21 protein-coding genes are annotated in these 26,503 nt (G+C 43.2%); 11 read left to right on the top strand and 10 right to left on the bottom strand.

The window, feature by feature from the left end:
- Positions 1-4: 4 nt before the first annotated feature.
- Both I3249_RS04805 and I3249_RS04800 read right to left on the bottom strand, forming a co-directional pair.
- Positions 5-1,060 (bottom strand): aminotransferase class IV, encoded by a 1,056-nt coding sequence (locus I3249_RS04805; RefSeq protein ID WP_238068889.1) that lies wholly within the window; start codon positions 1,058-1,060, stop codon positions 5-7.
- 3 nt (positions 1,061-1,063) lie between these two features.
- Entirely contained in the window at positions 1,064-1,726 is a 663-nt protein-coding gene (locus tag I3249_RS04800) for a hypothetical protein (RefSeq protein ID WP_057757980.1), read from the bottom strand.
- 491 nt (positions 1,727-2,217) lie between these two features.
- On the opposite strand from I3249_RS04800, the gene aroE reads away from it, so the two are divergent.
- Positions 2,218-3,081 (top strand): shikimate dehydrogenase, encoded by an 864-nt coding sequence (aroE, locus tag I3249_RS04795; RefSeq protein WP_238068888.1) that lies wholly within the window; start codon positions 2,218-2,220, stop codon positions 3,079-3,081.
- A gap of 33 nt (positions 3,082-3,114) precedes the next feature.
- Here the strand turns inward: aroE and I3249_RS04790 are convergent, their stop codons facing one another.
- Positions 3,115-4,236, bottom strand: coding sequence for an FUSC family protein (locus I3249_RS04790; protein WP_238068887.1), 1,122 nt, complete (start codon positions 4,234-4,236; stop codon positions 3,115-3,117).
- A gap of 382 nt (positions 4,237-4,618) precedes the next feature.
- On the opposite strand from I3249_RS04790, the gene I3249_RS04785 reads away from it, so the two are divergent.
- On the top strand, positions 4,619-6,439 hold the full coding sequence (locus I3249_RS04785) for an acyl-CoA dehydrogenase C-terminal domain-containing protein (protein WP_238068886.1): 1,821 nt from the start codon (positions 4,619-4,621) through the stop codon (positions 6,437-6,439).
- A gap of 123 nt (positions 6,440-6,562) precedes the next feature.
- Here I3249_RS04785 and I3249_RS04780 read toward each other — a convergent pair whose 3' ends face one another.
- Together I3249_RS04780 and ybaK are read right to left on the bottom strand one after the other, a co-directional pair.
- Entirely contained in the window at positions 6,563-6,937 is a 375-nt protein-coding gene (locus tag I3249_RS04780; RefSeq protein WP_238068884.1) for a 5-carboxymethyl-2-hydroxymuconate Delta-isomerase, read from the bottom strand.
- Positions 6,938-7,141: 204 nt separating this feature from the next.
- A complete protein-coding gene (gene ybaK / locus I3249_RS04775) occupies positions 7,142-7,630 on the bottom strand; it encodes a Cys-tRNA(Pro) deacylase (RefSeq protein ID WP_238068883.1) in 489 nt (162 codons plus the stop codon).
- 247 nt (positions 7,631-7,877) lie between these two features.
- On the opposite strand from ybaK, the gene plsB reads away from it, so the two are divergent.
- A complete protein-coding gene (plsB, locus tag I3249_RS04770) occupies positions 7,878-10,667 on the top strand; it encodes a glycerol-3-phosphate 1-O-acyltransferase PlsB (RefSeq protein ID WP_238068882.1) in 2,790 nt (929 codons plus the stop codon).
- Positions 10,668-10,770: 103 nt separating this feature from the next.
- Here the strand turns inward: plsB and ettA are convergent, their stop codons facing one another.
- Positions 10,771-12,432, bottom strand: coding sequence for an energy-dependent translational throttle protein EttA (ettA, locus tag I3249_RS04765; protein WP_057757965.1), 1,662 nt, complete (start codon positions 12,430-12,432; stop codon positions 10,771-10,773).
- Between the two features lie 402 nt (positions 12,433-12,834).
- Between ettA and I3249_RS04760 the strand changes: the two genes are divergently transcribed.
- The 4 genes from I3249_RS04760 (at position 12,835) to I3249_RS04745 (ending at position 16,632) form a co-directional block, all read left to right on the top strand.
- Positions 12,835-14,082 (top strand): iron-sulfur cluster-binding domain-containing protein, encoded by a 1,248-nt coding sequence (locus I3249_RS04760; protein WP_238068881.1) that lies wholly within the window; start codon positions 12,835-12,837, stop codon positions 14,080-14,082.
- 158 nt (positions 14,083-14,240) lie between these two features.
- On the top strand, positions 14,241-15,689 hold the full coding sequence (locus I3249_RS04755; protein ID WP_238068880.1) for an acyl-CoA desaturase: 1,449 nt from the start codon (positions 14,241-14,243) through the stop codon (positions 15,687-15,689).
- A 198-nt stretch (positions 15,690-15,887) separates the two neighbouring features.
- Positions 15,888-16,181: a GNAT family N-acetyltransferase gene (locus I3249_RS04750; RefSeq protein WP_179797928.1), complete on the top strand. Its 294-nt coding sequence runs from the start codon at positions 15,888-15,890 to the stop codon at positions 16,179-16,181.
- 157 nt (positions 16,182-16,338) lie between these two features.
- Positions 16,339-16,632, top strand: coding sequence for a 4a-hydroxytetrahydrobiopterin dehydratase (locus I3249_RS04745; RefSeq protein WP_057757953.1), 294 nt, complete (start codon positions 16,339-16,341; stop codon positions 16,630-16,632).
- A 132-nt stretch (positions 16,633-16,764) separates the two neighbouring features.
- Here I3249_RS04745 and I3249_RS04740 read toward each other — a convergent pair whose 3' ends face one another.
- A complete protein-coding gene (locus tag I3249_RS04740) occupies positions 16,765-16,920 on the bottom strand; it encodes a DUF1328 domain-containing protein (protein WP_082624527.1) in 156 nt (51 codons plus the stop codon).
- Between the two features lie 502 nt (positions 16,921-17,422).
- On the opposite strand from I3249_RS04740, the gene I3249_RS04735 reads away from it, so the two are divergent.
- Together I3249_RS04735 and I3249_RS04730 are read left to right on the top strand one after the other, a co-directional pair.
- Entirely contained in the window at positions 17,423-18,709 is a 1,287-nt protein-coding gene (locus I3249_RS04735; protein ID WP_238068879.1) for a saccharopine dehydrogenase NADP-binding domain-containing protein, read from the top strand.
- 752 nt (positions 18,710-19,461) lie between these two features.
- Positions 19,462-20,058, top strand: a complete 597-nt coding sequence (locus I3249_RS04730) for a hypothetical protein (protein WP_179797926.1) — start codon at positions 19,462-19,464, stop codon at positions 20,056-20,058.
- A gap of 102 nt (positions 20,059-20,160) precedes the next feature.
- Here I3249_RS04730 and I3249_RS04725 read toward each other — a convergent pair whose 3' ends face one another.
- Complete coding sequence (locus I3249_RS04725) at positions 20,161-22,707, bottom strand: Tex family protein (protein ID WP_238068878.1); 2,547 nt, start codon at positions 22,705-22,707, stop codon at positions 20,161-20,163.
- Between the two features lie 378 nt (positions 22,708-23,085).
- On the opposite strand from I3249_RS04725, the gene ompR reads away from it, so the two are divergent.
- Both ompR and I3249_RS04715 read left to right on the top strand, forming a co-directional pair.
- On the top strand, positions 23,086-23,844 hold the full coding sequence (gene ompR, locus I3249_RS04720) for a two-component system response regulator OmpR (RefSeq protein ID WP_057757943.1): 759 nt from the start codon (positions 23,086-23,088) through the stop codon (positions 23,842-23,844).
- 79 nt (positions 23,845-23,923) lie between these two features.
- Positions 23,924-25,171, top strand: a complete 1,248-nt coding sequence (locus I3249_RS04715) for a GTP-binding protein (RefSeq protein WP_238068877.1) — start codon at positions 23,924-23,926, stop codon at positions 25,169-25,171.
- 61 nt (positions 25,172-25,232) lie between these two features.
- On the opposite strand, the gene I3249_RS04710 is transcribed toward I3249_RS04715, so the two are convergent.
- Positions 25,233-25,499 (bottom strand): DksA/TraR family C4-type zinc finger protein, encoded by a 267-nt coding sequence (locus tag I3249_RS04710; RefSeq protein ID WP_101204603.1) that lies wholly within the window; start codon positions 25,497-25,499, stop codon positions 25,233-25,235.
- A 157-nt stretch (positions 25,500-25,656) separates the two neighbouring features.
- The gene (locus I3249_RS04705) at positions 25,657-26,493 is read right to left on the bottom strand and encodes a YciK family oxidoreductase (protein ID WP_238068875.1); all 837 of its coding nucleotides are present in this window, start codon (positions 26,491-26,493) and stop codon (positions 25,657-25,659) included.
- Positions 26,494-26,503 lie beyond the last annotated feature (10 nt).

Here is a 26,503-nt window from a genome sequence, read left to right as displayed (position 1 = left end):
CGGATTAAAAATCCACAACATCACCTGACAATAACGTCAGACTGCTCATTGGCATGATACCGCGCAGTGCATTGCAAAAGAATAACTGCGTTAACTTAGGCAAATCTTCATCTTGTAGCGACCTGATTATGACTGGATATTGCGTCGTAGATAGTGCATCTATAATTACCTGACGCATGACGCCAGCGACGCCCGATTGAGCCATAGAAGGGGTGTACCATTGACCAGTGGTTAAGTAATCTTCATCATCTTTATGAACGCTAGAGCTGGTTTTGGATTCTGATAGTGGTGCTTCTGCCAATTGATAGAATACATTACTCATCGTACCCTCAACCCACTGCCCGCTCATATCACGTAGCAGTCCTTCACCAAGTGTTGAAGCAAGCTTTGATGCCAATGGCTCAGCTTTTATCTGCTGTAGCTCACCACTAGCGAGAACATTGTCTAAGCGATTAAGGCTCTTGAGACCTGCTAGCGGTGGCGGTAAGCAAGCAATCTGAGAAGCCAAACATATTGCCGAAGCATAAGGTTGGATGGGTACCAAGCTTCCATTAGGCAAAGACAATTGCAGCGCAGTAGAAACTCGCATTGCCGTAGCCTTTAGCCATATTTCACAGTCGCTACCATTTGCATTAGGTGTATAACCATAACCACGCACATCCTGCGCAGCGCGGGTGACTACTAGCTTTAGCATACCCTGCTCTAACTGCTGGGCATACAGTTGCAGTACGGCTAATAGCTCTTCGCTATTTATGTTTAGCTGCAAGGCTTCAGCATGAGAGACAAGCCGCTGATAATGATAGTCTGACCATAGTATCAACCCATCGATGACACCTATAGTGGTAAAGAAGCCGTCAGCGTATGCCAGCCCGCGATTATCTAGAGACATTGTTACCGTTTGGCTAGTCGCCCTGTTATCTTCGGTCACCCTATTATCTTTGGTCACCCTATTGTCTTCGGTCAAACTATTGTCTTCGGTCAAACTATTGTCTTCGGTCACACTGCTGACTTGTGGGTACAGACACACCCAGCCGTTTGGCACTGACATCGTATCGGTCATGATTTAGCTATTGTCTGTTTGAGCAGCGGCTTTATTGATAACCAGCATGCAGCTATAAAACTCACATTTTGCTAGCTCTATTTTTTGTCCACCGACGATTCTGTTTTTGATGATTTGGCTATTGAGCATATCAGCAACCATTTTACCGCCATCATCACCCATCAATTGACGCGATAACTGATAGGCTTTTTTGGCGTGGTTTTGGCTCAGCTCTTTTTCTTTGTCTGTATCAGTAGGATTGGCATAGTACCAGCCTAGCTCTAGATATTTTTCAGAATCGATGATATCTAGATAAGGCGCGTCCGTTTTCATAAAGCGATATTTTGCCGCTGGATTACTGGCATAGTCTAGGCTGTTTTCGTCAGTACTCATCACTTCGCCAAACACCGATTTTATACTATCTAACTCATCTACAGCGAGCGACTCAACCTTATCAGTACCCCATGCTGCGACATCATATCTCACTGGCGTGCCTTGCTGAGCAGTGGCGCCATCTAGGTCAGGATTGTTTGCGCTGTCCTGTACTGGCTCATTCGTTGTTGCCTGCTCAGTGGTCTCAGCATCTGGATTTGGAGCATCTTCTTTGGTGCTATCACAGCCACTGAGCGTCACACTAACTGCCATTATCGTACCGACTAGAAGGGTCTGTAGGTTAGGATTCCACATGGATAATTTACTCACACTTTTAGATTGATCTCGAAATAGTATTAACGAGCTGGCAGGAACGCCGCTGATAACGAATAGTTTTCAATAAAGAGCATATTTCACAAACATTATAATCTAGCAGTCATTACAGCATATTGATATAGGTTTCCATATTTTATAGTTTACCCAACTGCTCAGCACTTGACTACCTTTTACGTTACGCGGAGCACTCCCCGAGAGTACAGATTTGTTAAATATATAACGTACTAAAACGACTTTCTCTTTAGTAGAAAGTAGAAAACTGCTTGCGCGTGTTTTGCGTATGCTTGCCTCGATGTCACAATTTATTTTCAAAAGCGATAAGGCAGCCTCTGACTAACGCTGTCACTTTCTAATCATCGATTAGTGATAGCCTTCTTGGTTTGTCAATCATAGCGTTATCCCTTATGATGATTGAGCGCCACTTATTGCTTCTTTTATAGTATTTTTATTTTCTAGCCAGCGGACTATTTATGACCCAACACTTTATCGTTATTGGCAATCCAATCGCCCATAGTAAATCTCCTGAGATTCATGAGCAGTTTGCTATCCAAGCAGGGATTGATATTAGCTATCAGCGTCAGTACTGCCCTGATGATGCCGCCAGTTTTACGGCTGTCGTTGAGGCGTTTTTTTGCGGTGGCGGTGTGGGCGCTAACGTGACAGTTCCTTTTAAACAAGTTGCTTATGATTGCTGTGCGGCGCGTGGTGGTCTATCAGAACATGCCAAGACGGCAGGCGCGGTCAATACGTTACTGTTGAACAAAGCACTATTAGAAAGCGGCGTACCAATCACCGAATCACTCTATGGTGATAACACGGATGGTCAAGGACTTATCAATCACATTATGAGTATGGACTGGCCGCTGACCGATGCTCGTGTGGCGCTAATAGGTGCAGGCGGTGCAGCGCGTGGCGTAATATTGCCATTATTTGAAGCCGGTATTAACTCTCTCACGATTGCCAATCGCACCGTGTCTAAGGCAGCTGATTTGGTAAATGAGCTCAGTGCGGCCAGCTCAGTGATTGATGACCAAAATATCGAGGTTTGTGCGACCAATGAACTCAGTGGCGCTTTTGACATTATCATTAATGCCACTTCTATTGGCTTGTCAGGTGATACGTTGCCGTTGGATGATGCTCTAAACTGTCAATACGCTTATGACATGATGTATGGTCGTCCGCTGCAATTCTTGCAGCATTTTGCCGCTCGCGGCGCACAGATCTCTGAAGGCTACGGTATGCTTATCGGTCAGGCTGCTTTAAGTTTTGAGCGTTGGACTGGGCATACTATCGATGTCGCACAAGCGACAACAGCGCTAAATAAAAACAGTTAATCAAAGAAAAAATCTTTGCAAAGCTCTACCCTATTAACTAAAACGTAGTAATAGCCAATTTTCAAAACGGCGCAGCGGTACACGCAATCGCGTAGAGTGTATCGCCAGACCACCGCTCAATCCAATCACGCAGCCGAGCGCCGTATCAATCATACGCGCTTGGATAACGTCTCCAGCGACTGGTGGCACCGACATCGTACTACCATACTCAGCGATAAATATCGTCAGCGGCGTGATAAATATCACCGCCAATCCATAATGCCGATCCACAAACGATTCAATCAAAAACATCATACACAATATCGCGATAGCGATGCCCCATACCGAAAGTCCCCAAGACAGCATCCAGCCCGCCACTCCCATGCCAGCCAATGTACCCAATAATCGATGCAACTGTTTGATCCACATGGTTCGTAGCTGCATACCTTGAATGATAATAAAACAGCTCATCGCAGCCCAATATGGATAAGGCAGCTCTAACAGAACGGCAACGACCAATGCCAAACTAACGAAACTTACCACGATAAGACTATCGCTAATCATATCAGGCTGATAGTCATAAACAGGTACAGAAGCAACAGGACGCGTCGCCAATAAGAACAAACTATAGAGTAGCGCTAGCAACATCGAGGAGCCACTGCCCAATATCACAAGCCCTATCGCTGAGAGCACTTGATCAATCGGCACAGGGATAAATAGCGCAATCGCACCCGCCATCAACACAAACAATCCCGCTGGTGGTGGTTGTCGATAGTAACGACCTAGCATCACTACGCTAATCCCTATCAGCATAAACACGGGTAGCCGCAGCACTGGTAACAGCTGTGCGATCAGACCCAGTGCAAAGCTAAGTATCATCGCAAACCCCCAAGCCATGACCGTCACTAGCCGGTGTGGTAGCCCGCCTGCAAATGGTAGGTTTAAGATAATCATTGAGCCTAGCGAGGCTTTGATACCTGAAGACAAGTCACCAAAATAAGCCCCTACAAACACCGGAAAGCTAATCGCAATCGCCGCAATGATTGGCATATGCCATGGTCGCTGACTGCGATTGACTGTCAGTAAATGATTCAGCTCACCATCGATTAACCACTTAATACGAGTTAATAGTGCACTCAACCAAGAGGTTCGCTGTTGCTTTTTTGAGGTGCTCATAAATGGCTTTTCCTATTTGATAAGTCCATTTTTCTTTGAATTTAGATGAGTCTACATAGCCCTTTATAGAGTAATTTCAAGCGAAGATACAATTTACCTATACAAACTAAAATGAATTAATAACATAATTAATCATGAATAATAGTTATTAGTTGTATATTTGTCGCTGTTTAAGATTTATAATCATATCAACGCCATAACAGCTGTCCGCCACTGAAGGCATTCTAATAACTAATACACTGGAAAGCTGTCCACTAATAATTCACTTGATGACTAATATAACGTCTAGCTCATCCAAAATAAGTAAATATCGCTTACATAAGTTGTGACTCAAATATTGCGCCATAAGTCTATGATAGCGAACTAACCAAAGAGAGCGATTATGTTAACTTACAAAGCCCCCTTACGTGATATCAAATTTTTGATCAATGATGTATTTGACTATCAGACGCATTATAAAAGCTTAGACAACGGCGAAAACGCTGATCCTGAAACTGTAGACATGATTCTACAAGGTATGGCTGATTTTGCTGAAAACGTCATTGCCCCGCTCTATCAATCAGGTGGTGAAGAAGGCTGTCATTTTGAAGATGGCGTCGTGACCACGCCAAAAGGCTTCAAAGAGGCTTATGACCAGTTTGTAGAAGGCGGCTGGCAAGGTATCTCATATCCTGAAGAATTCGGTGGTATGAATCTGCCAACGTCAATCAACCTTATTAAATCTGAGATGATCGGTACTGCTAACTGGTCATGGTCGATGTATCCTGGTCTATCAACAGGTTGTATCAACACGCTGCTTCAGTACGGTACTGACGAGCAAAAAGCACTGTATTTACCTAAACTAGTCGAAGGCTCGTGGGCAGGTACCATGTGTCTGACTGAGCCACAGTGTGGTACAGATTTGGGTCAAGTTAAATCAAAAGCCATTCCACAAGATGACGGTACCTACAAAATCAGCGGTACCAAAATCTTTATCTCAAGCGGTGAGCATGACTTAACAGATAATATCGTTCATATCGTTCTAGCACGCCTACCAAATGCACCAGAAGGCACGCGTGGTATCTCACTATTTATCGTACCAAAATTCACCCCGAATGCTGAAGGTGAAGCTGGCGAGCGCAATGCCGTCGTTTGTGGTTCAATTGAGCACAAAATGGGCATCAGCGCATCTTCAACGTGTGTATTGAACTTTGATGGCGCAGTCGGCTATCTAATCGGCGAACCGCATAAAGGCCTAAAAGCCATGTTCACATTCATGAACACGGCTCGTATCGGTACTGGTATCCAAGGTCTGGCGCATACTGAATTGTCTTTCCAAAACGCTTTGCCATATGCCAAAGAACGCCGTTCTATGCGTACGCTATCTGGTACTAAAGATCCTGAAAAAGTAGCTGATGCTATTATCCATCATGCCGACGTACGCCGTATGCTACTGACGCAAAAAGCCTTTGCTGAAGGCGGTCGCTCAATGATTTATCATTCAGCACGTTATGCCGACAAAATGGCACAAGGTATCGTCAATGGCGATGACGAAGAGTTCGAAAAATGGGATGACAAATTGGGCTTCTACACGCCAATTCTAAAAGGCTTCTTAACTGAGCTAGGTATCGAAGCTGCCAAGCATGGTCAGCAAGTCTATGGTGGTCACGGCTACATCAAAGAATGGGGTATGGAGATGATCGCTCGTGATGCTCGTATCGCAACGATGTACGAAGGCACCACTGGCGTACAGGCGCTTGATCTACTAGGTCGTAAGGTTATCTTACAGTCTAAAGGTAAGATTATCCGTGACTACACGTCAAACATCATGAAATGGTGTGGCGAGTACGCACTCGATAAAGAAATGCGTAAATTCGTTTGGGCATTGACCAAGCTATGTGCTGAGTGGAACACCTTGACGGTACGCTTGATGCTGATGGCACGTAAAGATCGTGAAATCATCTCAGCAGCGTCAGAGGACTTCCTAATGTACTCAGGCTACGTAATGATGGGTTATCATTGGGCGCGTATGGCAGCGGTCGCTTATGACAAGCTAGAAAATGGTGGCACAGAAGCACCAGAATTCTACAAAGCAAAAATTCAGACTGCTGAATTCTACTTTGATAAGTTGCTACCACGTACTTCTGGTCACGCAGAAGCGATGGTTGCACCAAGCGAAAGCATGACATCGATGGAAATCGATCACTTTGCTTTCTTAGATTAAAATTGACTAAAACTGTATCGATAATTAATAAAAAAGCGCCTATTATTTAGGCGCTTTTTTATGCTTAACTGAAAATCTATTTATATAGAATCCACAGCAACGAGCAATTTAAGGCGAGTACTGTTAGCTACCAAGCATCTTATTATGATAGACCGCACTTATCTCTTCAACTTCTACACATATCTGCAATGCCGCACGCCCTGACTGCTCTGCGCCTATTTTTTCCTCGATAGTAGCAACCAACAGCTCAGCCAATTGATCACGAGTGGCCATATCACGTCCACTCATCAGCTTTAGGTGAGCATAAATAAATCCATTGGCCTGCTCATCGTCTTCAACACCTACTAGAAATGACTTAATAGGTACAATGCGGGCTTTGATATCAGTAGGCATCTTAAACTGACCACTATCCCACAATGCTTTGTTTAGCGATTTGAGTAGTGATTCTTCGTGAGCGATACTGACGTTGGGTGTTACTTGAATGGTTAAATGTGGCATGAGCATGTCCTTAAATGTAGATAAAAATAATAGATAAACCGGCGTATAAGTCTACGCCTCATCGCTATGGTCAATCTACAACAATCTTGCGCCAAAGTATTTTCAATACAAGCGAACCCAGTATAGATTACTCATAAATATGCTTAGCGAAATTGTCGACATGGCCATTTTGTAATAGGCAGATGATAGCCACCGTAGGATCTTTTATTCATCAGTGATATCACTAAAGCAAGCATCAAGCGTCGCGGCCAACTGTGCAGGCGGCAATTCAATCTCAAGACCGCGGCGGCCACCACTTACATAGACAGTGGCCTGATCTTGAGCTGTACTATCTATCACGGTTTTTAGTCGCCTTTTTTGACCCAGTGGACTGACACCGCCCAACACATAGCCCGTGCTACGTTCTACTTGTTTGGGGTCAGCCATCTGCACTTTTTTGCAAGATAGCAATTTATTAGAAGATAGTGCCTTAGCCATTTTTTTAAAATTAAGTGTCTTGTCGACTGGTAATATCGCCACAGCAAGTACGCCAGTATCGGTGGTCACTACTAAAGTTTTAAACACTTTTGTCACCGCTACTCCGAGTTTTTCTGCGGCTTCTAAACCGAACGATGCGGCATTGCTGTCGTGAGTATATTCGTGTACTTGGTAATCAAGGTTACTTTTTTTGGCAAGATCGATAGCTGGAGTCATAAGTTTTAGGCTTAATAAAATGAAATTGAAAAATAGACGCTATATTTATGAGTCATCGGTGATAAAAATATATTATTACCCTAAACATGTGAACTTTCAAATATTTGAGCATTTTGTATAATTGGTCACTCACTACAGCGTAACCAAACCGTATTAATATTGGTAGTATATACAGACACTATATATCGCTTTGGTGGCTTTTATGGCATCATAAGCGCAACATATTTGACTATTTTTGATACTGATTATGATACCGAAGTTCCTAAAAAAACGGATTTTTAAAGCGCCAGTCGCGACTGATGGCACTGCTAAAACTGATGGCAATGCAATCGCTACTAAGCCTTATTCTAATGCACCGATCAATCAGCTGTATCGTAAGCTGTCAGGTCAGATGCTCGATATCGCCGTAAAACCTAAGTTATTAGGCGAGCTACCTGAGTTCGACAATGATGATCAGACGCTACGGTTTTATGTATTACAGGACTATTCTCGTTCCAACAGTATTCTGATCGACTTGCAGACGCAAGAGCACAATTTACCGCCAGCACTGGTTGGAGTAAATGATGCCGCCCATAATATTAAAGAAAATGCGGCCATCATATTTTTGAATCACCCAAGTGCTAAAGACAGCCAGCTGTCTCCTCGCCTTTCCCGCTTGGTATCTGCTGTGTTGCAATATCCGGAGTTAAAGGTACGTCTAGTGCCCGTATCGATTCTGTGGGGACGCGCACCTGAGAAAGAAGATTCGCTATTTAAGCTACTAACTGCCGACAACTGGCAAGACCCTAGCATTACTAAGCAATTATTTAATATCGGGGTGATGGGCCGCGATACTTTTGTACAATTTCACCCACCGCAAGACTTACGTACCATTATCAATGATAATCTTAAAGGCGATGTGGAAGGACCTGCTACCTTTGACTCAGTTGCTACAGATGCCCTTAAAGCAGATTTAACAACGATGGATTCACTCGATACAGAGTCAACGGCTACTAACAGTGATGCCGCAGCTGACGCTGAGCAGACACCAAGCTATGCACTAGTCGCATCGGCTGATAGTAATCGTGAACTGGTTCGTATGTTGCAGCAGCAATTGTCGATTTATTTAGATAAACAGCGCGCCAGTATGCTTGGCCCTGATTTATCAGATAGACGCAACTTGGTAGACAAGCTAGTGTACTCGCCAGCGATCAAACATGCGATCGAGATGGAAACGGCCGAAAAAGGGACCAGCGTTCGAGAAGCTCGCAGTCAGGCCAGAGGCTATGCTAATGAGATGGTCAATGACTACTCTCATTCCATTATTAGAGGCTTTTATAAATTTTTGACATGGCTGTGGACGCAGTTATATGACGGCGTAGAAGTCCATCATTTCGAGCGAGTACGTGACCTTGCGACTGATTATGAGCTGATTTATGTGCCTTGTCATCGCAGCCATGTCGACTATCTATTACTGTCTTATGTCATCTACAAACGCGGCCTGAGTATCCCTTATGTCGCAGCAGGTGACAACTTAGATGTGCCGGTATTAGGCCCACTATTACGCGGTGCCGTTGCTTTTTATATTCGTCGTAGCTTCCGTGGTAACGCGCTGTATACCGCTGTACTGCGCGAATATATGCATACCCTGATCACGCGTAACACTCCGATTGAATACTTCATCGAAGGGGGTCGCTCACGTTCAGGTCGCCTACTACCGCCGAAGATGGGTATGCTAGCGATGACCGTCCATAGCCAGCTACGCCAAACCAATAAACCCGTGGTATTTATTCCAACTTATATTGGTTACGAGCGCATTATGGAAGGCGGCACTTATGTCGGTGAGCTAAAAGGTAAGCCAAAAGAGTCAGAGTCTTTAATCGGGCTGCTCAAAGTTGGCCGTAAAATTGAACGTATCTTCGGCAATGTGCATTTGAGCTTTGGTACACCGTTGCACCTTAGCGACTTTATGACAAAATTCGATGTGCCAGCCAATAGTTTGCCATCCGATCGTACTGACTCGCCGCTCGATGAAAAGACTAGCGCCATGGTTGATAACATCGGTGTGAAAGTCATGCAGCATATCAACAAAGCTGCGGTCGTCACACCTGTATCGCTGCTGTCATTGGTTCTGCTATCAGCACCGAAAGCGGCATTGGATGAAAACATTTGCCGTGAGCAAATCGCACTGTACCAAGGTCTGGCTCAGCAGTTGGTCTACTCAGAGGATACAGTTATCACTGATATGACGCCGCAGCAAATCATTGATTATGGTATTAAGTTAAAGCTCATTGAGCGTACGCCGCATATCTTGGGCGATATCATTCAGGTCGCAGGTAAGCAAGCAGCATTACTCAGCTACTTCCGTAACAACATTTTGCATGTCTTTATTTTGCTGTCGTTCCTGTCTGCACTAGTCGCACGCAACGGACGTATCAAACGCAGCCGTCTCGATAGTATCGCTGAGCAGCTATATCCGTTCTTACAAAGTGAGCTATTCTTGTATTATCCAGCACATGGCTTGGCTGATACGCTCAATAAAAAAGTCGACAACCTGTTATCTCATGGGCTCATCGTTGACTTGGGTGATGATACGCTCAGCGTTCCTGAGTCTAATAGCAAGCACTATCAGCAGCTGCAAGTGCTAGCAACTCCAGTTGGCCAAAGCCTTGAGCGTTACTTTATGACGCTTGCCCTACTTGCTCAGCAAGGCTCTGGTAATTTGACTGAAAATGAAGTTGTAGACCTGTGTCACCTGCTCGGGCAGCGTCTGTCTGTGCTCTATGCAGACGATATTCCTGACTTCTTTGATCGCGCCTTGTTTACCAGTTTCATTAGTGCGTTGACTCGTCTTGACTATCTACAAAAAGACGATGAAACAGGCATACTGACTTTCGATCATCGTATTAATGATATCGCTCATCATGCTAAGTACGTACTAACGCCTGATATGATGCAAATCTTGCAGCAAGTCGCTAGTTTGGACGAAGAAGAAATCACTCACGCCATTACTGAGATTAGTAATAAAAAACAGCGTAAGTTTGGGCGTAAGCGTTAATTTTAACAACTACCCACACCCTTTGAAATTTTACGCTAAACAAAAAAAGACCGCTAACGATTAGCGGTCTTTTTTTAGGATTCGACTATATTAAACAGTCGTATTAGTTCGTAATTTTCTTATACTTGGCACGTTTAGGACTGGCATCATCACCCATTGTCTTTTTACGATACGCTTCAAACTCAGTATAGTTACCGTCGAACCAGACTGGGCCTTCTTCTTCGAACGCCAAGATATGAGTCGCGATACGATCAAGGAACCAGCGATCATGCGATACGACCATTACTGTACCTGGGAATACTTGAATCGCATCCTCTAGTGCACGTAAGGTTTCGATATCCAAATCGTTTGATGGTTCATCGAGGAGCAATACGTTTGCGCCTTGCTTTAGCGTTTTCGCCAATTGCAGACGGTTACGCTCACCACCTGATAATTGACCGACGTGCTTTTGCTGATCTGAGCCTTTAAAGTTAAAACGTCCGATATAGGCACGGCTTGGCGTGGTGTAGTCGCCAACGGTAATGATATCCAGACCGTCAGAAACTTCTTCCCACACGGTTTTGTTATCATCTAGATGATCACGTACCTGACCGACATAGGCAACTTTAACACTTTCACCCAAATCGACTGAACCTGTATCTGGGGTATCGCGCTCAGTAATCATGTTAAACAGCGTGGTCTTACCCGCACCATTTGGACCGATAATACCAACGATACCACCAGCTGGTACGTTAAAGCTTAGGTTTTCATACAGCAGACGATCGCCGAATGATTTAGAGATGTCATTGATCTCAATAACCTTGTTACCCAAACGTGGACCAGGTGGAATATAAATCTCAGAGGTCTCATTACGTTTCTGGAACTCAGTTGAGTTCAACTCTTCAAAACGCTGTACACGAGATTTCGACTTAGCCTGTTGGCCTTTTTGATTTTTACGAATCCACTCAAGCTCTTTTTTCAACGCTTTAGCAAATGATTCTTCTTGCTTATTCTGTTGCTCTAGACGCGTATTCTTTTGCTCTAGCCACTCAGTATAGTTACCTTCATACGGATAGCCATGGCCACGGTCAAGCTCCAAAATCCACTGAGCGACGTTATCCAAGAAATAGCGATCATGGGTAATGGCAACGATAGTACCGCTGTAGTTCTGCAAGAACTGCTCTAGCCACGCGACTGACTCGGCGTCCAAATGGTTGGTTGGTTCGTCAAGTAATAGCATATCAGGGCGCGACAATAGTAGACGGCATAGTGCTACGCGGCGTTTCTCACCACCTGACAGTTTGCTAACGTCCGCATCCCATGGTGGCAGACGTAGCGCATCGGCGGCTTTTTCTAGCTGGTTGTTTAGGTTATGCGCATCCCATGATTGGATGATATCTTCCATTTTGCCCTGCTCTTCAGCAAGTTTGTCAAAATCAGCATCTGGCTCTGCGTATTCAGCATAGATGGCATCTAGACGAGCAAGCGCGTCTAATGCTTCACGCATACCGTCTTCGACATTACCACGCACGTCTTTGCTGTCATCTAGCTGTGGTTCCTGCGGCAAATAGCCAACTTTGGTACCGGCTTGCGCGCGTGCTTCACCACTGAACTCAGTGTCCACGCCTGCCATAATGCGTAGCAAGGTTGATTTACCCGAACCATTGATACCGAGGACACCAATTTTGGCACCAGGGAAAAACGATAGGTTAATATTTTTTAGGATTTCACGTTTAGGGGGAACAAGTTTTGACACGTTGTTCATCGTGTAAATATATTGAGCCATTAACACTCCGATAGACTGCATAGAAGAGAACAGCAAATGCAACTCAGCGATGATGCCAAGCGTGCCGTACCTCAAAATCAGGGTTACAAATTATAGGTCATTATCGCATTGTGGCGCATACCCTGCAAGCTGACAGGTTGTTTTACCAGTTGTTTTACTGTTTTTGACAGCAGACTATGCCCTTTAGCTATAAAACTCGCTTTAAAAAATAACTCAAGAAGTCTTATCTTAATGAACTAACTTAACATTTTGATTCATTAGCGTTTTATAAAGACCACAAAAAATAGCATCAAAACTTTCGAAAATTTAATCAATAGCCGTTAGCATGTTAGTGTGGCTTAACAAGGTCTATCGGCTCGATTTCATTTTCGATTATTAGAATGACTTATGAACTGACTTTGTATGCGTTACATCATTCACTTTCATAGCAATCATACAGGTACTGATAATATGGCCAACGGCTATCGCCCTGAAATTATTCAACGTGCGTTTGTCGATTTTATCGGATCGCGCTTACATCCGTTTTGGTCATTGACGACTCCTAAGTTACGCTTGATCGCACGCTATACATTAAGTGATGATTTAATAGCACTTCGATTTGAGACCAACAGAGCCTTTAAACAGCAGAATTCTAAGGTGATGGGTGGTTGGCAAGGCGGTCAATATCTTGATTTGCGCGTTTGTATCGATGGAGTTTATCACCAGCGTAGCTACTCGATAGTGGGCTTGGCGCATCAACCCCTCTGGTGGCTCGACGATAATACCGAGAGCCATAAGGCAGACCAACGCCATACGGTAACTATCGTGATTAAACCGCAAGGATTGGTATCTGACTATTTAACCAAGCAGATGCCACTGGCTAGTGTCGTTGATACAAGCCTGCCACTTGGTCATTTCACTTTGGAACAGACATCCATAGCAGTGCAGGAAGGCTCAGATAATAAGCAGCCCACTCCTTTACTATTTATCGCTGGTGGTAGCGGTATCACGCCCATGCTCGGACTTATCACTCAAGCCCTGAGTAATGGCCACCATGTGACTCTATTGCATTACAGTCGAACTGTTTTATCCAAGCTCCAACATCAGTGGCAACAGCTGAACGAGGCATACCCATACTTCACTTATCATCTAATCCATACTGAAGAGCCGACTACCTATTTGGCTGGCACACGATACTTAAGTGCAGAGGGTCTGCTATCGCTAAACTTACCTCTATCAGATACGCAAATATTTGCCTGCGGTTCACAAGCGTTATTAGCTGGCTTATATAAAGCCGCCGCAGAGATAACACCTACAGACGAACAGCTGCGCGATAACATCCTAGTAGAGAACTTTGGTCATGCCCTAGCTAATGTTGATAACGGTAGCAATCAAACATTCGATAAAACGATACCTGTAGAAGAACACACTGTCTATTTGCGGTCACGGCAACGACAGTTTAGCAGTGACACGATCATACTGGTTGCTGCTGAGAATGCAGATGTACGGCTAGCACATGGTTGCCGGCAAGGTATTTGCCAGTTGTGCCGCTGTAATAAAGTCAGCGGCGTGGTCAAAAATATCCAAACAGGGAAAGTGAGTGGGGATGGTTACGAGTCTATTCAGACTTGTATCAATATTGCCATGACTGATGTGGTTCTCGATGTTTAATGACTGGCTTAATAGAACGTCTGGCTTAATAGGGAACATATGCTAGACGACCTATGAGAAATAAAAGACAAACGTCACTTTATAGGCTAAAACTCAGATAACTTATCAAACCGGATGCAGTGCTGTTTATTCATGTCGTCTCGGTTAAGGACTTATTTATGCGCTTACTACCACCCGTTACTACGCCACAATCTGCTGTGCCTATCTTGACGCCCCTGTCCAATGCAAAGCTAGCAAAAAACGCGCCTTTGCCTTTGACGCCGCTAACGCCTTATACGCAGCTTAATGATGAAGCAATCAATAATAGCGGTCAGCCAGACACATCAACACGGACGCGCTACCCAACAGTAACTGACGCCCCTTTATCAAAGCCTCAAAGTGATGCCTTGGCAGTAGAATTAAATGCGCTATATAAAGGTGTAATGGACTCGCTAGGTAGTGAAGATGCACGCTACATACAGCGGATATATGCCACCGTGGTATATAGTGAAATTATCGCCCGTGGTTTACTTGCAGCGGCTGGGCGTATGCCATCGAAACGCAGTCTGGTCGCTACTTGGCTACTAGGTACGTCTTTACTTAGCTTTAGCAAAATATTGAATAATATGGAGCTGGGTCATAACGTTATGCATGGTCAATATGACTGGATGCAACACCCACATCTTAATAGTCAAAAATTCGACTGGGATATTTTCTGCCCTGCTCCATTATGGCAACACTCACATAACTATTTACATCATACTTTTACAAACATAGTTGGCCGTGATCATGACGTAGGCTATCACTTGATTCGAGTGACCGACGAGCAGCCTTGGACGCCAGAAGATCGCTATAATATGTTTAGTACAGCGGTACTGGCATTTGGCTTTGAGTGGGCGGTAGCCTTTCATGACATCCAAATCAGTGCAGATGAATACGCCGACTCCCCTGATCTACACAAAATCATGCAGCAAAAGTCTCGCGCGTTATTTGCCAAAATTGGACGACAAATAGGCAAAGACTATATTGCACTGCCATCTGTAGTAGCGCTGACACTAGGTCGTCGTAGCGTCTTCAATACGCTGAGCGGCAACATGACTGCCAACACTGTCCGTAACCTGTGGACGTGGGCGGTGATTTTCTGTGGGCATTTCACTGAGCAAGCGCATATCTATACCCATCTCGATGCCAATGAAAGTAAAGGCGATTGGTACGTACGCCAAATCCTTGGCTCTAGCAATATCAAAGGCAGCAAATGGTTCCATCTTTTGACAGGTAATTTATCTCATCAGATTGAGCATCATATATTTCCTGATATGCCAGCCGGCCACTATGCAAAGATTGCGCCGCAGGTACAGGCCATATGCCGTAAGTATGGTTTAAGCTATAACACTGGCCACTTTGGCACACAACTCAAGCAAGTACTGGGACGTATTTATCACTTTAGCAAACCTAGTGAAAAAGAATGGCAAGCGTATGTACAGTCAGCGGAAAATGCAGATAGTACTACTCATAAAGATGATAGGCCAGCGGCCAATTTAGAAAACAAATTAGCGATAGAAAATACTAGTGCTCTCACTCGCTTTTTGCCTCCAGTCGTCCGTAAAGCTATCTCCTATGCATGGTGACATATTCATATTTGCAACTAGATACGGCCATGATAAGGTAGGACGGAAGATATAGATGACGTTAACAGTCGTCCTATCAACCATTACGGTAAGGGTCTAGATTATTAAGCATCAAACCTACATACTAAACTGGTACTATTAAATTAATAAGAATTTAGTTACTAATAAAAATTTGATAATAAGAAATGGAGTATATTAATGAGTAACCAAACCTCTAAACCAAATCTAGAAATTATTCATAATCAAGCAGCGAACCGCTTTGAGACATCTATCGATGGTCAGACAGGTTATATTAGCTATCAGGAAAGTGCTGACAAGTTGGTTTACGATCATACTATCGTACCGCAGCAACTGGGTGGCCGCGGTGTTGGTTCAGCACTGGTAAAGCACGCATTGAATTATGCACGTGAGCAAGACAAGAAAGTGATACCACAATGCTCATTTGTCGCGTCATACATTAGCAAACATCCTGAGTATCAAGATTTAATTTAATTGGCTACGTAGTTAGGTTCAATTAATTCGTTAACGAAGCTCAGTTAAGTGATATCGGGCAAAGCAGGAAAATACGTAGATATTTATTTAGCATAGGAGACATACCCCAGCACCACTTTTAATAAACCAATTCGACATAACAATAAAGGTTATTAATATGAGTAGTTTATCTGACAAACAAATCAATCTACAGCTAGAAGAGCTTGCTGGTTGGCAACGTGACGGCAATAGCATCGTCAAAACCTATCATTTTAGCGATTTTATCGAGGCTATGAGCTTTATGAATCAAGCGGCATTTCATGCTGAAGCGCTTGAGCACCATCCAGAATGGCGTAATACCTACAATATCGTTGAAGTTCGTTTAACCAACCACGACACAGGTGGCATATCTAGTCTGGATATTCGTTTAGCCAAACGCATGGAGCATATTATTCAGCCCAAACGGTTGTAGTAGCAAGTCTACAACGTATGCCTTGATGCCGATTATTTTAGCTTTCTAACGATTACCTTCGTTAAAGCAGACAAAAAAGACCCTCAATTGAGGGTCTTTTTTATAGTAGGTATTTACAACGATAAGCTGTGTTTACATCTTACGACTGACAAAGGCAACGATAAACAAAATCACAGCGACTGCTAAGAAAATGTATGCCAAATTAGCAGACAATCCTGCGACACCACCGAAACCTAGGAAACTCGCTAATAATGCGATCACTGCAAAAATAATAGCCCAACGAAACATAATCTTCTCCTCAAATAATGGTAAAAAACAGATATTAGAATTTATATAGCATCTATTTAACTTGTTTTTATCTAATGCTAGTTATTACTGTTTACGCTTATAGATTAGCAACGTTCCTCTCTAGAAAACGTTCATTTTAGTAATAATATCGGTAGGTTATGTAAAGTTTGTAGTAACTGTTAATGTCTCATACCTCTTTTTCTTTAATAGATGATATTTTCGAAATAGAATTATATTTCTGAATGCAGCGTTATTTAACTGAGCGTTCTTAAACTAAGTGCTTTTTACCTGAATATGCTTTTATTGAATACTATTTTACTGAACGCTACTCTTCCAACTGTATGCAGAACTATTTTAAATTCCTCACGTTATATGTGATGTTGTATGGAAGGTTGGCTGCAAACTATAAACTGTAGCGACCTCACAAACCCCTAACCTAATCAAACGACTTGGTTTATAGTTTACTATCCACTTATTCTCAAATCTATTAAGGACAATACATATGGATACCAATACGGATACTGAAAACTCTACACAAAAAACCAGCGGCGACACACGCCCTTATGCAGTTGTTCTATATGGTGCGACAAGTTTCGTCGGTCAGATCACTGCTCACTATTTAACCAATTTTTTGTCAAATAATAAGAACGAAGATGGCTCAAACGTATCATGGGCGATCGCAGGTCGTGATGAAGACAAGCTCAACAAGTTGCAGGCCAAACTTGAGAGCAAGGTAGACATTATTATTGCCAACAGTAACGATGCTGACAGCCTTGATAAGATGACAAAGCAAACTCAAGTCATCATCTCTACTGTCGGTCCTTATCTAAAGTATGGTGAGCCACTGATCAAATCTTGTGCTGAAAACGGTACAGATTATGTCGATCTTACTGGTGAGGCTATTTTCATCAAAGATATGATGGATAAGTACCAAGACATTGCCAAGCAAAGCGGTGCCCGTATTGTTAACTCTTGTGGTTTTGATTCTATACCTTCAGATTTGGGTGCGTACTTTACCCAAGCTAAGGCAGAAGAAAAGTTCGGCGAGACCTGCAATGTCATTCATATGCGTGTCAAAGCAGCGAAAGGTGGTATCTCAGGTGGTACTATCGCATCGATGGCATCAATATTTGAAGAAGCTGGTGAGGACAAAGCACGTCGCAAACAAGTAGCCAATCCATACCTGTTAAACGATGATAGTGATGCACCAAACGTACGTCAGGATAATGTTAGCAAACCAGTATATGACAGCAATCATAAGCGCTGGTTAGCACCGTTCGTCATGGCGACCATCAATACGCGTATCGTCCATCGTACTAACCAATTACTCAGCTATGAGTACGGTCGCGATTTTAAATATGACGAAGCGATGTGGATGAAAGATGGCGTCAAAGGGAAACTGTCTAGCTATGCTATGAGCGCAGGTTTATTGGGCTTTGCCACTGCGATGATGATTAAACCAAGTCGCGAGTTACTATCCAAGCACGTCTTACCAAAAGCTGGCTCAGGCCCTTCTAAAGACGAGCAAGAGAACGGCTACTTTGATATTCGTCACTTTGGACAAACGGCCAAAAATGACACTATTACCGTTAAAGTAACAGGTGATAGAGATCCTGGTTATGGCAGTACCTCTCGTATGATTTCGCAGGCGGCATTATGTCTGGCACAAGATATTAGCAAAGAGGACATTGGCGGTGGGTTCTGGACACCAGCATCTGCGATGGGAGATAAGCTAATAACACGCTTAGAAGCGCATTCTGGTCTTAGCTTTGAAGTGATTGATAGTTAATCTATTGAGTGATAACAAAGGCTCAATGTCTTTATGACCGTATCTTGGTTTCGAGATACGGTTTTTTTATGGTCTACTCTAAATATTTAGACGAAGATTAAATTAAGAACAACGTATTTTTTTGGTGAACAATGTTTCTGTTTACCGATTATTTAATACTTTATGATACTAACCATTAATCCAATATTGCTACTATCGTTTTATAGATATTGTAGAAAAATTATATGTAAACATTATTTTAATGAAGTATATGTTATCAAAGGATTTATATAATAGAACTTAAGAATTATCTAAACACTGGCTTTGAATTATAAATAAAAACTACTGACAAAAATTTCTATAATACTGACAGATCGCACTCAAAAAACTATTAATAACAGTTACCTAAGTTCGAATAATAACTATAATTAATCAAATATCCATATTTTTAATACTAGAGACATCGGTAAATATTTATTATTATCAGACTCATTTATTAACAGCTTTAATAACACAAGAAACCTTTACTATTAATGAGTTTTGGGGAAATCTAGAAGTTAATATAACGACTAGACTTTAAGTATGGCAGTTTCATAACGTCACAAGAAAACATTAAACTGTTAGAACCTTAATGAGTTCGCTACTGAAATATAAACTACATCGTTGATAATTTGCATACAGTATTTACAGACACCTTTGAGTAAAAACGGCTTATCATTAAATATGAGTTATCGTTTTTAATTATTACTAATAATACATATGGGAGCTTTATAATGAAAAAGAATATTTTATCGTTAATTTTAGGTACTACGCTTGCATTGCCTACACTTGCAATGGCTATGCCGACCAACAGCAGTGATTCTATGCAATCACGTATGCCAAGTAGCTCTGTCAAAAGCAATGTACAAGTCGGTGTAGAAGGACCAACTGGTAAATTGGGAGCTGCACAGCCTAGCCATGTCAATATCAATGACTCTAGCAATAAGATGAACGACTCTCGTAGTGAGATGAATGATTCGAACAAGAGTATGAACAACTCTGACAACAGAGTGAACGAATCTAATGACAAGATGAATGATAAAGCTGGCACTATGAGCAATAGTAATATGCCTACTATGAACGGTAACGTGCCAACGACAACGGGTGCAGCCTCTACACAGTCTACCCAACGTACGCAAACGCCAAACATGCAGCATAGCAATGCAGACTATCAGCCTTTAATCGCTGGTGAAGCCGCTTCTAACAATAAAACGGCAAATGCTACTAGTACCTTGCAAGAAAAGAAAAAAGACAACCGTGGTGAGTTATTAGCCACTCAGCCAGCAAATGTACAGTTTAAAGAAAACCGCCGTATTGCTGTAAATCGTTAATATGGCCATTAATATTTAAGTATATTAACAAACATAAAAAGGGCAGCCTATTGGCTGCCCTTTTTTATATTAAACTATCTATGCTAGCTATTTCAATTTTGATTATTTCTTATTTTTAGTCACGCCAGCTTTTTGTAATAAGGCACCAAGTGTACCCATTTTACTTGGGGCTTCAGCTTTATCATTTTTTACTGGCTTACTACGATTGCTCGCGTTGTCTTTATCCTGACGCTTGCCACGTGGCTTAGACGGACGTTTGTCAGCAGCTGGACGGCTATTATTTGGACGGTCACTATTTGCGTTATTATTGCGTGGACGACTGGTTTTCTCACCATCTGTACTAGCTGTCGTAGACTTGGCAGCCGTACGGACAGGTTTTTCAGATTCAGGTTTCATGCTAAATCCGATACGACCACGTTTTTCATCGATAGAGATAACCCGTACCGATACGATATCGCCAGGTTTGACACGGTTCATAGGATCTGCGACAAAGTCATTGGCCATCTGCGAGATATGTACCAAACCATCCTGATGCACACCGACGTCAACGAAACAACCGAAGGCTGTTACGTTCGTTACCACGCCTTCTAACGTCATGCCTTCGCTCAAATCTTTAATACTATTGACGTCATCACGGAAATTGGCTGTTTTAAATTCAGGACGAGGATCGCGAGCAGGTTTGGCAAGCTCTTCGATAATCGCTTTTACGCTGACATTATCATCGTTAGCAGCCAATGTAGTCGTATCGATAGTATTTAGCACACCGTCGTTACCAATAACTTCTGACAACGGCTTGCCCGCTTGTGCGAGTAAGCTATCGACCAATGCATAGCTCTCTGGATGCACACCAGTAGCATCTAATGGATTGCTACCATTATGAATACGCAAGAAACCAGCTGCTTGCTCAAATGTCTTAGCGCCTAGACGTGGGACGTTTTTGAGCGCTTCACGACTATCAAATGCACCGTGCTCTTTACGATAGGTGACGATTTGCTGCGCCACATTGCGGTTAAGACCTGCGATGTGAGCTAAGATAGCTGGGCTGGCTGTATTCACATCCACACCCACGGCATTCACGCTATCTTGAGTTACTTTATCAAGACTGTCTGCAAGCTGGTTTTGATTGACGTCATGCTGATATTGACCCACACCAATGGCTTTTGGATCAACTTTCACAAGCTCTGACAATGGATCTTGCAAGCGACGTGCGATAGAAACTGCACCGCGTACAGAAACGTCTAGATTGGCCAGCTCATCACTAGCAAGTTCACTCGCTGAATAAACAGACGCTCCTGACTCATTAACAATAACGGCTTTGGCTTTTAGTGCATCGTTCGCAGCCAAAATCTCTTTGATCATCGCATCTGTTTCGCGACTTGCCGTACCATTACCGATAGCGACCAAATCAACGTTATAAGTACTCAACAGCGCATCGATGACTTTTTTGGCTTCATCCATCTTATTATCAGGGGCAAACGGATACACTGTCGCGATGACAGGTTTTTCTTCGTTATCTGACATCACGTGACCTTGCGCATCAACGATAGCCATTTTTACGCCATGACGGATACCAGGATCGACACCCAAGATTACTTTAGGACCTGCAGGTGCAGACATTAGCAAATGCTGTAAGTTGCTAGCGAACACATCAATCGCATCCGCTTCTGCGGCTAGGCGCTTTTCAGTTAACAAGCGGTGCTCAATATGCGGACGCCATTTGTCTTTCCACAAGCTACTGGCTGCCTCTGCCAAAAATTCACGGCGTGCTGCTGGGGCTTTAGCATCGACATCGAAATGACTGATGATTTTTTCGATAAAGGGTGCGTCTTCGCCTTCAATCTTTAGACCCAAGACGTTTTCTTGACGTCCGCGCAACATCGCTAATAGACGATGATTTGGCAGTCGAGCAAGGCTTTCGCTATGCTCAAAATAGTCTTTGAACTTTTCGCCAACTTCGCGCTTTTCTTCGCTCGCAACGCTCGATACGATACTGGCAGTTTTGGCAAAACCACTGCGTAAGTTGTCCAACAAACCCAATGCTTGTGTCCATTCATCAACGATAATTGCTTGTACGCCAGCGAGTTGTTTTTCGATATCGCTAAAATCAACTTCGATTTCATTACCACTGTCATCAGTGATACTTGACTGGACTTGATAATCAGCCAAGGCATCCATCGGGGTGATTTCTTGGGTCAAGACCGCTTGGGCAGCAGTATCAAGACCAGCGGCGCGAGCTTTGGCAGCAGGTGAACGACGACGCGGACGATATGGCAGATAGATGTCTTCAAGCTCAAGCTTAGACGTCGCATTATCGATACGCGTCTGTAGCTCATCGGTCAGATTGCCCTGTGTGCTTAGCAGCTCAGTAATTTTGAGGCGACGTGTTGCCATGTCACGCTCATAATTAAGCGACTTCTCTAAAGCACGTAGCTGCGCATCATCAAGATTCTGAGTCTTTTCTTTGCGGTAACGCGCAATAAAAGGAACCGTCGCGCCTTCATCATAAAGTTTGACAAACGCATTGACTTGAGCAGTCTTAATGCCAAGCGCGCGAGCAAGCTTGTCGTGAATATTCGCGTGTGTGGTTGCATCTAAAACCTGTGCATTTGTCGAGGTTTGAGATGACGTTAAGGTATCAGTGCTACTCATATACGTATCAATCGTTGAGAAATGTAGCTTTGCATTATAGCAAAAGCTGCATGAATAAAAATCCTTTTTATCTTTTCGTTATTTATTGCGCATTTTAGGACGCAAATCGTTCTATATCGCACATCCTATGGACTTATTAAACAAACGCATACAGCATTTATTATCATGGGTGATGCAATTCTCGGTGCAATCTTATACACTAAAGTATCAATAACACAAATATTGATATGTGCTGACATATTGAACAATAGTTTTTAATTTTATGAAGTGCTTATTCGTAACCAATAATTAAATAATGATAATTAGTGGCAGTGTTTTTGCTCATAGCTATTTACTTGTAGTTTCTGATAACAATAATTTTTATAAAAGGATGTCTGTATGACTGATAACAACAGCCCTGACACGTTGACTCAGCGTATTTTAGTCGTCGATGACGATGCTCGTCTGCGCTCTTTGTTGCAACGCTTCCTAGAAGACGACGGTTTTGTCGTTCGTACCGCTCATGACGGCAGTCAGATGGACAAACTCATGCAACGTGAGCTTTTCTCTTTAGTCGTGCTCGATTTGATGCTGCCAGGCGAAGATGGCATCAGTATCTGTAAGCGTCTGCGTGAAGACAATGCGGATATTCCTATTATTATGCTTACTGCCAAGGGTGGCGATGCTGATCGTATCGCAGGTCTAGAAGCGGGGGCAGATGATTATCTACCTAAGCCTTTTAACCCAAAAGAGCTATTGGCTCGTATCAAAGCTGTATTACGTCGTCAAAACCGTGAATTGCCAGGTGCGCCAAGTCATCAAATGGAAGTGGTCGAGTTTGGTCCATGGACACTAGATCTATCGACTCGTACGCTCAAACGTGATGGTAACGTAGTCACTTTGACGACAGGTGAGTTTTCAGTACTAAAAGCGCTCGTACAGCATCCACGTGAGCCATTGACTCGTGATAAGTTGATGAACCTTGCTCGTGGTCGTGAATGGGGTGCGATGGAGCGTTCTATCGACGTCCAAGTATCACGTCTACGTCGTCTGATTGAAGACAACCCTTCACAGGCGCGTTATATCCAGACCGTCTGGGGCGTTGGTTATGTGTTCGTTCCTGATGAAGCTGAGGTAGAAACCATCAAGAGTGAATAACTTTTGACTGATCTAATTTCTTTTAATATAGGCCGTGTTTGGTTACTCACAAACACGCGCCAATATGATGAGCCTATTTGTGAAAAACCCAATTATTTTTCAAAACATACCCTGCACGTTAGTGACAGGGTTTTTAGGTGCTGGCAAAACCACCGTAATTAATCAGTTACTGGCCTCGAAACCGAATGATGAACGCTGGGCTCTCTTAATCAATGAGTTTGGCCGTATCGGTATTGATGGCGCACTCCTAGCAAGCTCCCAAGATAATGATCTTGAGCAAAAAAATATCGCCATTCGTGAGGTCAGTGGTGGCTGTATTTGCTGCACCAGTCAGCTACCCTTACAAATTACAATCAGTCGTCTGCTCAGTGAGCATCATCCACAGCGATTACTCATTGAGCCCACAGGGTTGGCTCATCCACGTGAGCTGATACTACAACTCAGTGCGCCGTATTGGCAAACTGCTCTAAAGATGAATGCTGTGATAACTGTAATGAGTGGCGAGCAGTGGCAACAGATTAAGTATCGTGATCATGATGGTTTTCAAGCGCATGTCCGTGATGCCGATGTGCTGATAATCAATCGTTATACCCAATTAGATATTAGCGAAAAACAGGTCTTGGTAGAATGGATAACCAAGCTAAATTCACAAGTAAAAATTATTTGGGCAGCATCAGGACTAACGACATCTAAGACAACTAACTCATCAGACGTTCATTCATCAGACGTTCATTCATCAGATGGTCTTGTAGCAGATGCATACTCTAAAACGTTAAACGACCAACTGAATCAGCCTAGCTCTATCATTTCGAATCAACGAAAAGTCAGTATCTCTAATCCTAAAAAATCGATGATTGGTTTACAGTCTCAAGCTAGCTCTTTAGCAACTGTGCCATCATCGAGTTCATCTACCGATGAGACCGAAGCTCAGGCTAGTGCTGATAGTGATCTGCCCTATCGCTACCATGAAGAGCAGCAAGATTTTCAATTGGCTGGATGGCGACTACCTGCACACTACATACTAAACGCTGATGATTTACAGAATTGGTTATTAGCCTTGCCAAACTGGCAACGCATCAAAGGCGTGGTACATACTTCTGATGGCTGGATGCAGATCAATTTTAACCCTGGTAGTCTAACCACCAGAACCATCGACCCACAGACGGATAGTCGATTGGAAATTATTTTGCAATTAGACAATACTGTCGATACAAATGCTGTCGATAAAGCTACAGAAAAATCAGAAACTGAGAATGATGCCAAAGCATCATCGGCCTTGATAGATTGGGAAGAGTGCGATCGCGAACTGATGGCACTGGTTATATAGCAATAAGCATAAAAAGGGCGGGCATTGCTATTTTATCTAGCCATGTCCGCCCTTTCTTTTTTCAACGCAATTGGCTGTCTTTACTACCGCGACGATTAAACAGCTCAGCCGCTTTTGCCTCTTGCTCAAGCTCCGTCTGACAGCTAACACAATGCTGAATACCGGGCACTGCCAGTCGCCTTGCCTCTGGAATAGGCTTACCACATTCGTCACACAGCTCAGCACTTACACCTGTCGGTAACGAACGTCGCGCTCGCTCCAATGCATCATTTACCGTTGCATCCATTTGTTCGTGCTCAGCACCATCTCTTGACCAGCCACCTGCCATAATCTTATCCTATTTTTATTCATTATAATTAGACAATACAAATGTCTTTAATAACAAATAGATGGGGCTAGCTATGGTTAATTGCAACCTGCAATAGTATATAAAACCATCAATAAAGAATAACGTAGTTATTTTGACTCAACTTAAAATTTCGCTACTAGTCTTTTGGTTGTAGCTCAATGACCTGACCGCGTACGCCAATACTTTCATCACTCATCAGACAGACATAGCCTGCCATGATATCTTCAGGTGTTTTTAAGCTCATCGGGTTTTCACCCGGATACGCATGCGCACGCATATTGGTACGAGTACCACCTGGATTAATGCAGTTAAAACGTAAATTGGTAGTGTTCTGCGTCTCTTGAGTAAAGATATCACTCATACCTTCTACTGCTTGTTTTGAGAGTGCATAAGCCCCCCAAAATGCGCGAGGATGTGTACCTACAGTGCTAGAGGTAAAGACAACAGAGCCATGATCAGCATCTTTTAATAGCGGCAATAACGCTTGAGTCAGCATAAAAGTCGCTGTGAAATTTACTTTCATCACTTGGGCGAAAGTATCGACGTCATACATCTCAAGCGGCGTCAGTTGTCCTAATACACCAGCATTATGCAAGATACCGTCTAACTGGCCGACTTCTTTATTGATTAGCCCCTCAAGCTGCTGCATTTCAGCGTAAGTCGCCCCTTCTAGATTCATCGGCAACATAGCAGGCTGCTTACCTCCAAGGCTTTCAATCTCATCGTAGACGTATTCAAGCTTGCTGCTAGTGCGTCCTAACAATAAAACAGTGGCCCCATAACGCGCATAGGTCAATGCCGCAACGCGGCCAATACCATCCCCCGCTCCTGTTACCAAAATAGTCTTACCATCTAGGCAATTACTTGACGGTACAAAGCTACGAATATCATCATGAGTCAAAGGCTGAATAGGACTTTGAACCGTTTGTTTATTGTCTTGTGGATCGACTGGTTGATTATTATTGTCACTCATGGCATTACTC

The sequence above is a fragment of the Psychrobacter sp. Ps1 genome (assembly GCF_022129425.1).
In the GTDB taxonomy this organism is placed as follows: domain Bacteria; phylum Pseudomonadota; class Gammaproteobacteria; order Pseudomonadales; family Moraxellaceae; genus Psychrobacter.
Note: the sequence above shows the minus strand (reverse complement) of the source record. Positions and strands in the feature narration are given on the sequence as shown.